At 64.5% G+C, this 8,176-nt stretch carries 8 protein-coding genes; 5 read left to right on the forward strand and 3 right to left on the reverse strand.

Features of this window, described 5'->3' with window-relative positions; genetic code table 11:
• Window positions 1-97: 97 nt before the first annotated feature.
• Window positions 98-229 carry a hypothetical protein gene (locus tag CTATCC11996_RS26465; RefSeq protein WP_274377460.1) on the reverse strand — a complete coding sequence of 44 codons (132 nt, stop codon included), beginning with the start codon at window positions 227-229 and terminating at the stop codon, window positions 98-100.
• Between the two features lie 93 nt (window positions 230-322).
• Window positions 323-1,918, reverse strand: coding sequence for a glycerol-3-phosphate dehydrogenase/oxidase (locus CTATCC11996_RS05190; RefSeq protein ID WP_003073856.1), 1,596 nt, complete (start codon window positions 1,916-1,918; stop codon window positions 323-325).
• Window positions 1,919-2,419: 501 nt separating this feature from the next.
• Between CTATCC11996_RS05190 and CTATCC11996_RS05195 the strand changes: the two genes are divergently transcribed.
• The 3 genes from CTATCC11996_RS05195 to glpK are packed head-to-tail and all read left to right on the forward strand — an operon-like array spanning window position 2,420 to window position 5,171.
• The gene (locus CTATCC11996_RS05195) at window positions 2,420-3,184 is read left to right on the forward strand and encodes a DeoR/GlpR family DNA-binding transcription regulator (protein WP_003068405.1); all 765 of its coding nucleotides are present in this window, start codon (window positions 2,420-2,422) and stop codon (window positions 3,182-3,184) included.
• Window positions 3,181-3,660 (forward strand): GNAT family N-acetyltransferase, encoded by a 480-nt coding sequence (locus tag CTATCC11996_RS05200; RefSeq protein ID WP_003073859.1) that lies wholly within the window; start codon window positions 3,181-3,183, stop codon window positions 3,658-3,660. The genes CTATCC11996_RS05195 and CTATCC11996_RS05200 overlap by 4 nt, the downstream gene beginning before the upstream one ends.
• Before the next feature lie 14 nt (window positions 3,661-3,674).
• Complete coding sequence (glpK, locus tag CTATCC11996_RS05205; protein ID WP_003073861.1) at window positions 3,675-5,171, forward strand: glycerol kinase GlpK; 1,497 nt, start codon at window positions 3,675-3,677, stop codon at window positions 5,169-5,171.
• A gap of 109 nt (window positions 5,172-5,280) precedes the next feature.
• Here the strand turns inward: glpK and aqpZ are convergent, their stop codons facing one another.
• The gene (gene aqpZ / locus CTATCC11996_RS05210) at window positions 5,281-5,979 is read right to left on the reverse strand and encodes an aquaporin Z (protein WP_003073864.1); all 699 of its coding nucleotides are present in this window, start codon (window positions 5,977-5,979) and stop codon (window positions 5,281-5,283) included.
• A 100-nt stretch (window positions 5,980-6,079) separates the two neighbouring features.
• Here aqpZ and CTATCC11996_RS05215 point away from each other — a divergent pair, with 100 nt between their 5' ends.
• Both CTATCC11996_RS05215 and proC read left to right on the forward strand, forming a co-directional pair.
• Window positions 6,080-7,258, forward strand: a complete 1,179-nt coding sequence (locus CTATCC11996_RS05215; protein ID WP_003073867.1) for an esterase-like activity of phytase family protein — start codon at window positions 6,080-6,082, stop codon at window positions 7,256-7,258.
• Between the two features lie 70 nt (window positions 7,259-7,328).
• A complete protein-coding gene (proC, locus tag CTATCC11996_RS05220; protein WP_034348229.1) occupies window positions 7,329-8,168 on the forward strand; it encodes a pyrroline-5-carboxylate reductase in 840 nt (279 codons plus the stop codon).
• Window positions 8,169-8,176 lie beyond the last annotated feature (8 nt).

Consider the following 8,176-nt stretch of genomic DNA (forward strand, 5'->3'; position numbering starts at 1 on the left):
CGGACCATTCCGGAAGGCTTCCCGCTGGGCAGAAAGTTCCACGCTTTTAAACGTGAAGCAGGAGATTGTCGCAGGAAATCCTTTGTGCGTCAAGCGTTTAGCCTGCAATACCCGCACTGATTTCACTGACGGAAAGCCTGGCAAACAGGTCTATCGCACTTGCAACCAAAACAATAGCACGCAGCGCGCTTACACCATTGATTTCAAACAATAAATCATCTGAAATCAAGAGATAGAAAGCGCTGATAGCTCACATTTTCACAAGGCCTGCGGATCGCAGCCTGTTGCCCGCACGCCACTCCCTGCAGCGCGGCCGCGCAGATCAGCCCTGAGCGGGCAGATATTGGCGGGTCAGCGCCAGGAAGTCGTTGAGATACACATCCTGCCCCAGCTCCTCGGTCAGGATGGCTGCAACGCGGGGCGCGATCTCGGCCGCCTTGCGGGCATCAAGAAAGAGCAGACGGCTGCGGCGCGCCAGCATGTCCTCGACGGTACGCGCGTACTCAAAGCGGGCGGCAAAGCGCACCATGGCCTCGGAAAGACCGTCCATCAGCCAGTTCTGCGCGCCCGGCAAGGCCGCCACGGCGGCGGCATCCGTGCCGTAGGAGTGCAGCCCCTGGCTCTGGTTCATGCTGTGCGTGACTGCGGCTTCGGCCGGCGCACCGACCAGGGGCAGGTTCACGGTCACCCCGGCAGGGCGGCTGGGCAGACGGCCGATCTGGAAGCATTCGGCCAGCACATCCTCGGACATGGCCCGGTACGTCGTCCATTTGCCGCCAGTGACGGTCACCAGACCCGTCTTGCTGGCCATCACCGTGTGCTCGCGGCTGATCTTCTTGGTGTTCTCGCCATCGTCGTCCTGCGGCTTGACCAGCGGGCGCAGGCCCACCCACATGCTGCGCACATCGGCCAGCGTGGGCTGGCGATTCAGATACTTGCCGGCCTCGCCGAGAATGAAGTCCAGCTCCTCGGGGAAAGGAAGGGGTTCGCGCGCCAGATCGTGACGCGGCGTGTCGGTGGTTCCCAGAATGACCTTGCCCAGCCACGGCACGGCAAACAGCACGCGGCCATCGGCCGTCTTGGGGATCAGCAGCGCATGATCCGTGGGCAGAAACTCGCGGTCCACCACCACGTGCACGCCCTGGCTGGGCGCAACCATGGGCTTGACGGGCTTGCCCTGGGCCTCGGCATCCTGCTGGCGGAACAGATCCACCCAGGGCCCCGTGGCATTGACCACGCACTTGGCACGCACGGTGAAGTTGCGACCCGATTCCGCATCGCGGCAGATCAGTCCGGCAATCTGGTCGTTTTCATAGATCAGCTTTTCTGCCGGGCAGTAATTGATCAGCAAAGCGCCCTTGGCCGCTGCGGTACGCGCCAGCGCCAGCGCCAGGCGCGCATCATCAAACTGGCCATCCCAGTACTTGACCCCGCCCTTGAGACCTTTTTGCTGCACCGTGGGCAGATATTTCACGGTCTTGGCGCTGGAGAGGAATTCGGTCGAGCCCAGACCGGCCTTGCCGGCCAGCGCGTCGTACATCTTGAGGCCGATGCCGTAGAACGGCGTATCCAGCAGCTTGTACGAGGGCATCACAAAGGCCAGCGGCTGGGCCAGATGCGGTGCGTTGTGCAACAGGGTCGTGCGCTCATGCAGCGCTTCGCGCACCAGGGAGATATTGCCCTGCGCCAGATAGCGCACGCCGCCGTGCACCAGCTTGGTGGCACGCGAGGAGGTTCCCTTGGCGAAGTCCAGCGATTCCAGCAGCAAAACCTTGAAGCCGCGTGCCGCCGCATCCACCGCCACGCCAAGCCCCGTGGCACCACCGCCCACGATGGCCAGATCGAAGCTTTCTGTCTGCGCCAGGCGCTCCAGCAGCTGAGCACGTGTTGTAGCCAAGGGTTGAGTGGACTGGTTCATGGAACGACTTCTGCGGTGATCGCCGCGCCGCCATCATCCAGCGATGAGACGCGCACAGCAAAGAACAAATTTCAGATCGAATATTTTCGCTCTTTTTCGCTTTTAGTGCATTGCAAATCCCAAATATCGATTCGTTTTTGCGCGATTCAAGACAAAACCACCGATCCGGCGCCGCTCCAGCCAGGCCGCAACATCAGCAATCGGTGCGCTTGCACACTCTCGATGCATGAACTGCATTCTTCTTGCCGTGCCAATTGTTACTGCTGCAACAACTCACCACGATGACATATAACCGCAGCTTGCTGTCAGACTTCAGACTCGGCGCGGATTCATTTTTGTTTTTTACCGGGCAATTCCATAGAAAATCACCCTATTAGAGGTTCGTTTGGATTCGCTCACAATCCCTGCACTGCCCGCTGCGGCTGGCGCTCTCGTCTGTAGAGCTCTTCGCCTGCAGGCCCGTCCATGCGCCAATAGCACCTATATAACCAGTCACCAGTCATGAACAGCAATCCCCGCCAGTTGCAGCTTGTCGAAGAAGTCCGCGCCCGCCAATCCACCTCGGTAGAGCAACTGGCCGAAATCCTCGGGGTCACGCTGCAGACCGTGCGCCGCGACATCCAGAAGCTGGCCGATGCCGGCTTGCTGGTGCGCTTTCATGGCGGCGTGCGCGTGCCCAGCGCCACCGTGGAGAACCTGGCCCATACCCAGCGCCAGGTGCTGCACGCCGAAGGCAAGATGCGCATTGCGCGCGCCATCGCCGAGGCCATTCCCAACGGCTGCTCGCTGATTCTCAACATCGGCACCACCACCGAAGCGGTGGCCCAGGCTCTGCTGCAGCACAAGGGGCTGCGCGTCATCACCAACAATCTCAATGTCGCCGCCATCCTCAGCAGCAATGCCGATTGCGAGGTCATCGTCGCGGGCGGCGTGGTGCGCACACGCGACCGTGGCATCGTGGGCGAGGCCGCCGTGGACTTCATGCGCCAGTTCAAAGTCGACATTGCCGTGATCGGCATCTCGGCCATCGAATCCGACGGCAGCCTGCGCGATTTCGACCTGCGCGAGGTCAAGGTGGCCCAGACCATCATCGGCCAGTCGCGCGAAGTCTGGCTGGCGGCCGATCACAGCAAGTTCAGCCGTCAGGCCATGGTGGAGCTGGCCCGACTGAACCAGATCGACCGCCTGTTCACCGACGTTGCGCCCTCCGCCCCCTTCGATGCCCTGTTGCGCGATGCCGAGGTGCAATGCACCATCGCCCAATGAATGCTGCCCCCTATCTGATCCGTCCCGCGCTGCCCGAAGATGCAGCAGGCATTGCCGGACTGCTGCATGACATCGGCTGGTTCCAGGCCTACGAAAGTCATTCGGCGTCCCAGAACACCCAGGCCGTGAGGGCGCTGCTGGACGAGCTACAGGCCGGGCCGGAGCGCTCTTTGATGCTGGTGGCGCAAGACGCTCAGCAACGCATTCACGGCTACTGCGCCGTGCACTGGCTGCCGGTCGCCGTGCAGCAAGGCTGGGAGGCCTATGTGAGCGAGCTGTTTGTCGCCGAAGCAGCACGCGGCGCCGGCCTGGGCCAGCAGCTGCTGGATGCCGCCACACAGGCTGCGCGCGAGCGCCGCTGCATACGCATCTGGCTGGTCAACAACCGCGAGCGCCCTTCCTATGTGCGCGGCTTCTACTCCCGCCAGGGCTGGAGCGAGCAGGCCGAAATGGCGCGCTTTGTGCTCCCCCTCTGAATCACGGACATTCCATGACAACCTATCTGCTCGCCCTGGACCAGGGCACCTCCAGCTCCCGCTCCATCGTCTTCGACACGCAAGGCCGCATCGTGGCATCGGCTCAGCTGGAGCTGCCGCAGATCTATCCGCAGCCGGGCTGGGTAGAGCATGACCCGCGCGAGATCTGGCGCACCCAGCTGAGCACCGCCAAAGAGGCGCTGGCCAAGGCGGGCCTCAAGGCTGGCGATATCCGCTCGGTGGGCATTACCAACCAGCGCGAAACCACCATCGTCTGGAACCGCAAGACCGGCGCCCCCATTCACCATGGCATCGTCTGGCAGGACCGCCGCGCCGAACCCACCTGCGTGCAGCTGCGCGAAGCCGGTCACAGCGACGCCATTCTGCGCAAAACCGGCCTGCGCATCGATGCCTATTTTTCGGGCACCAAGCTCAAATGGCTGCTGGACAACGTGCCCGGCGCACGCGCCGCAGCGCAGGCCGGCGAGCTGGCCTTCGGCACGGTGGATTGCTGGCTGATCTGGCAGTTGACGGGCGGCAAGCGCCATGTCACCGATGTGAGCAACGCCAGCCGCACCATGCTCTTCAATGTGCACAGCAACCAGTGGGATACCGATCTGCTGGCCCTGCTGGACATTCCTGCGTGTCTGATGCCAGAAGTCCTGCCCTCGGCTGCCGATTTCGGCCAGACGGCCAACGAAGTGCTGGGCGGCTCCATCAATATCGGTGGCGTGGCCGGCGACCAGCAAAGCGCACTGTTCGGCCAGGCCTGCTTCGACGCCGGCATGGCCAAGAACACCTATGGCACGGGTTGCTTCATGCTCATGCATACGGGCAGCAGCTTCCAGACCTCGAGCAACGGTCTGCTGACCACCTCGGCCGCCCAGGCGAGCCGTCAGCCTCAGTTTGCGCTGGAAGGCAGCGTCTTCGTCGGCGGTGCCGTGGTGCAGTGGCTGCGCGACGGCCTGCAGGCCATCGAGCACAGCGGCCAGGTGCAGCAACTGGCCGAAAGCGTGCCCGACAGCGGCGGCGTGATGCTGGTGCCGGCCTTCACCGGCCTGGGCGCCCCCTACTGGAAGCCCGATGCGCGCGGCACCATCACCGGCCTGACGCGCGGCACGACAATGGCCCATATCGCCCGCGCGGCCCTGGAATCCATTGCCTACCAGAGTGCGGCCCTGCTCGGCGCCATGAGCCGCGACGCCGTGGCCACGGGCGGCACGCCGGTCAGCGAGCTGCGTGTGGATGGCGGCGCCTGCGTGAACAATCTGCTGATGCAGTTCCAGGCCGACCTGCTGGGCATTCCCGTGGTGCGCCCGGCCTGCGTGGAGACCACGGCCCTGGGCGCTGCCTATCTGGCGGGCCTGTCCAGCGGCGTCTATCAGAGCACCGAGGAGCTGTCGGCATTGTGGAAGGCCGAGCGCCGCTTCCTGCCCACCCTTGGCAAGGACCGCGCCGACGAGCTGATGCAGCGCTGGGAGCAAGCCGTGCGCCAGACCACGGCGCAGTAAAGCCGCTGCGCTGGGCGCTGGCCAGGCAAGCGCTCAAGCCCTCAAAGAACCATCAAAAAAGGGATGCCAAGGCATCCCTTTTTGCTTGTGCAGCGGCCGCGCTCAACGCTCAGTCTTCATCACCCAGCAGCGCCTTGTGGATCACGGCACCGATGATGGCGCCCACGATGGGAGCCAGCCAAAACAGCCACAGTTGCTCCAGGGCGATGGCCGGCCCGAACAGCGCCGGGCCGGTGCTGCGAGCGGGGTTGACCGAGGTATTGGTCACGGGGATGGAGATCAGATGGATCAGCGTCAGGCACAGGCCGATGCTCATGCCCGCAAAGCCCACCGCGGCCTTCTTGGTGGTGGAGCCCAGGATCACCAGCAGAAACACGGCGGTCAGCACCACTTCGGTCACCAGCGCAGCCGCCATATTGAACTTGCCTGGCGAGTGCTCGCCATAGCCGTTGGTGGCCAGATCGGCCACCTGGGCGCCGACCTTGCCACTGGCAATGAAGTACAGCGCGGCGGCCGCCACAATGGCACCCAGCACCTGGGCAATGATGTAGCCGGGCAGCTCGGCAAAGCGAAAACGCCCCGCCACTGCCAGACCGACGGAGACCGCAGGGTTGAAGTGGCCGCCGGAGACGGGACCGAAGGCGTAAGCGCCCGTCAGCACCGTCAGGCCGAAGGCAAAGGACACGCCCAGCAGGCCGATGCCCACTTCGGGAAATGCCGCTGCCAGCACCGCGCTGCCGCAACCGCCAAACGTCAACCAGAAAGTCCCCAGAAACTCCGCCGACCATTTTTTGACATTGGATGCCATGATTGCTCCCTATTTCCGATGGCGTTGTCCGTGCCGCCCCACGCGGCACAGAGCCGCTGGCATCTTAGAAAACGATCGGCGAAAAGTACAAGGCACAAATGTGAACAATCCACGACAGCTCTGCCTTTGGGGCCTCTCGCTGATCTGCGCCGGCCTTGCTGCCTGCACGACGAAACCGGTCGCACCCCACCGCATCTGCAGCACATCCCAGGCCCGACCCTGGTCCCTGCTCGGGGAAATCCGCTGGCAGCATGACAAGCTGTTTGCCGACACGCCGGTGGGCGGTCTGTCGTCGATCGACTATGACGCGGGCAGCCATCTGTACTACCTGGTCAGCGACGACCGCTCCGCCCACGGGCCGGCGCGCTTTTACACGGCGCGCATCGAATACGACGCCAGCGGCCTGCATCAGGTCAGAGTGCACGATGCGCGGCCGATGCTCAGCTCCGCCCAGGCCCCCTACCCCAGCCACCGCCAGTCCGTGCCCGGCATCGCGACGCCCGATGCGGAAGCCCTGCGCGTGCTGCCAGGAGGACAGTCCCTGCTGTGGAGCAGCGAGGGCGACTTCGCACGCGGATTCGGCCCGCAATTGCTGCAATCAGGCACGGACGGACGCTGGCAGCGCGAATGGCCGCTGCCGCCCGAGCTGCGCCTGCCGGCCAGCAAGTCCCAGGGGCCGCGCAGCAACTTCACGCTCGAAGGCATGGCGCTGAGCGAAGATGGTGCAACGCTCTGGCTGGCCATGGAGGCAGCGCTCAGACAAGACGGCCCCCTGCCCGCTGCTGACCACCTGGGCGGCCCAGTTCGCATCACCACCTATGACATGGGCACGCGGCAGCCCGTACGCCAGCTGGCCTACCAGCCCGATGCACTGCCTGCCGGCCTGTGGCTGCAACGCGGTGCCATCAACGGCATCAGCGCCGTGCTGGCCGACGGCCCTGAACATCTGCTGGTGCTGGAGCGCTCCTTTGCGCCACCGCTGCGCTTCGGCGCCCGCATCTACCGCATCAGCACCCGTGCCGACGCAAGCAGCGATACGCTGGGCCAAACCCGGCTCGTGCCGGGCAGCTACCGCCCTGCAGACAAGGAATTGCTGCTGGACCTGGCCGATGCCGGCCTGCGCTCCGTAGACAACCTGGAGGGCATGAGCTGGGGGCCGCCGCTGCCCGATGGTCGGCGCGTGCTGCTGCTGGTCAGCGACAACAACTTCAACCCCGCCGAAGTCACCCAGTTCATCGCCCTGAGCGAGGAGCGCGGCCGCTGCGCAGCAGGTTTATAGTGCCGTTGTGCGCCTGGAATCCGAATACAGGCTTGCCCACTTGCTGCATCGCAGAGCGAATCGAACCATCATGAGCCAGACCGACCACTCGACCTCCGTTTTCCCTCCCATCGCCTTTATCGGCGGCGGCAACATGGCCAGCGCCATCATCGGCGGCCTGATCCGCCAGGGCGTTCCGGCCAGCAGCATCACCGTGGTCGAGCCTTTTGAAGCCACACGTGCTGCGATCAAGACCAGCTTCGGCATCGACGCCCTGCCCGCCGCCACCGAGGCCCTGCAAAGCGCCCAGCTAGTGGTCTGGGCCGTCAAGCCCCAGAGCTTCAAGGAAGCGGCCGCTCCCGTTGCCGCCCACACCCGCAACGCCCTGCACCTGAGCGTGGCTGCCGGCATCACCACCGACAGCATTGCGGCCTGGACCGGCACCCGCCGCATCGTGCGCGCCATGCCCAATACCCCGGCCCTGGTGGGCAAGGGCATGACGGGCCTGTTCGCCCGCCCCGAGGTCGATGCCCAGGGCAAGGCCCTGATCGAGACCGTGATCGGCAGCACCGGCGAACTCAGCTGGGTGGACAAAGAAGCACATCTGGATGCCGTGACGGCGATCTCCGGCTCCGGACCGGCCTATGTATTCCTGTTCCTCGAAGCCATGACCCAGGCGGGCGTCGACATGGGCCTCAGCGCCGAGCAAAGCTACAAGCTGGCCGTGGCCACGTTTGCGGGCGGCTCGGAACTGGCGGCACGCTCCAGCGAGAGCGCCGAAGTGCTGCGCCAGCGCGTGACCAGCAAGGGCGGCACCACCTATGCGGCCATCACGCATATGCAGGAGCAAAAGCTGCCCGAGCATTTCATCGAGGCCATGCGCAAGGCCCAGGTCCGCGCACAGGAGCTGGCCGCCGAGTTCGGCAAATAAAAAAACCG

The organism is Comamonas testosteroni ATCC 11996 (assembly GCF_000241525.1).
Classification (GTDB): domain Bacteria; phylum Pseudomonadota; class Gammaproteobacteria; order Burkholderiales; family Burkholderiaceae_C; genus Comamonas; species Comamonas testosteroni.

What these genes read in the sequence shown, in the direction of transcription:
- proC (WP_034348229.1), top strand. Translation starts at nt 7,329, where the DNA reads ATGAGCCAGACCGACCACTCGACCTCCGTTTTCCCTCCCATCGCCTTT.
- CTATCC11996_RS05190 (WP_003073856.1), bottom strand. Translation starts at nt 1,918, where the DNA reads ATGAACCAGTCCACTCAACCCTTGGCTACAACACGTGCTCAGCTGCTG.
- aqpZ (WP_003073864.1), bottom strand. Translation starts at nt 5,979, where the DNA reads ATGGCATCCAATGTCAAAAAATGGTCGGCGGAGTTTCTGGGGACTTTC.
- CTATCC11996_RS05200 (WP_003073859.1), top strand. Translation starts at nt 3,181, where the DNA reads ATGAATGCTGCCCCCTATCTGATCCGTCCCGCGCTGCCCGAAGATGCA.
- glpK (WP_003073861.1), top strand. Translation starts at nt 3,675, where the DNA reads ATGACAACCTATCTGCTCGCCCTGGACCAGGGCACCTCCAGCTCCCGC.
- CTATCC11996_RS05195 (WP_003068405.1), top strand. Translation starts at nt 2,420, where the DNA reads ATGAACAGCAATCCCCGCCAGTTGCAGCTTGTCGAAGAAGTCCGCGCC.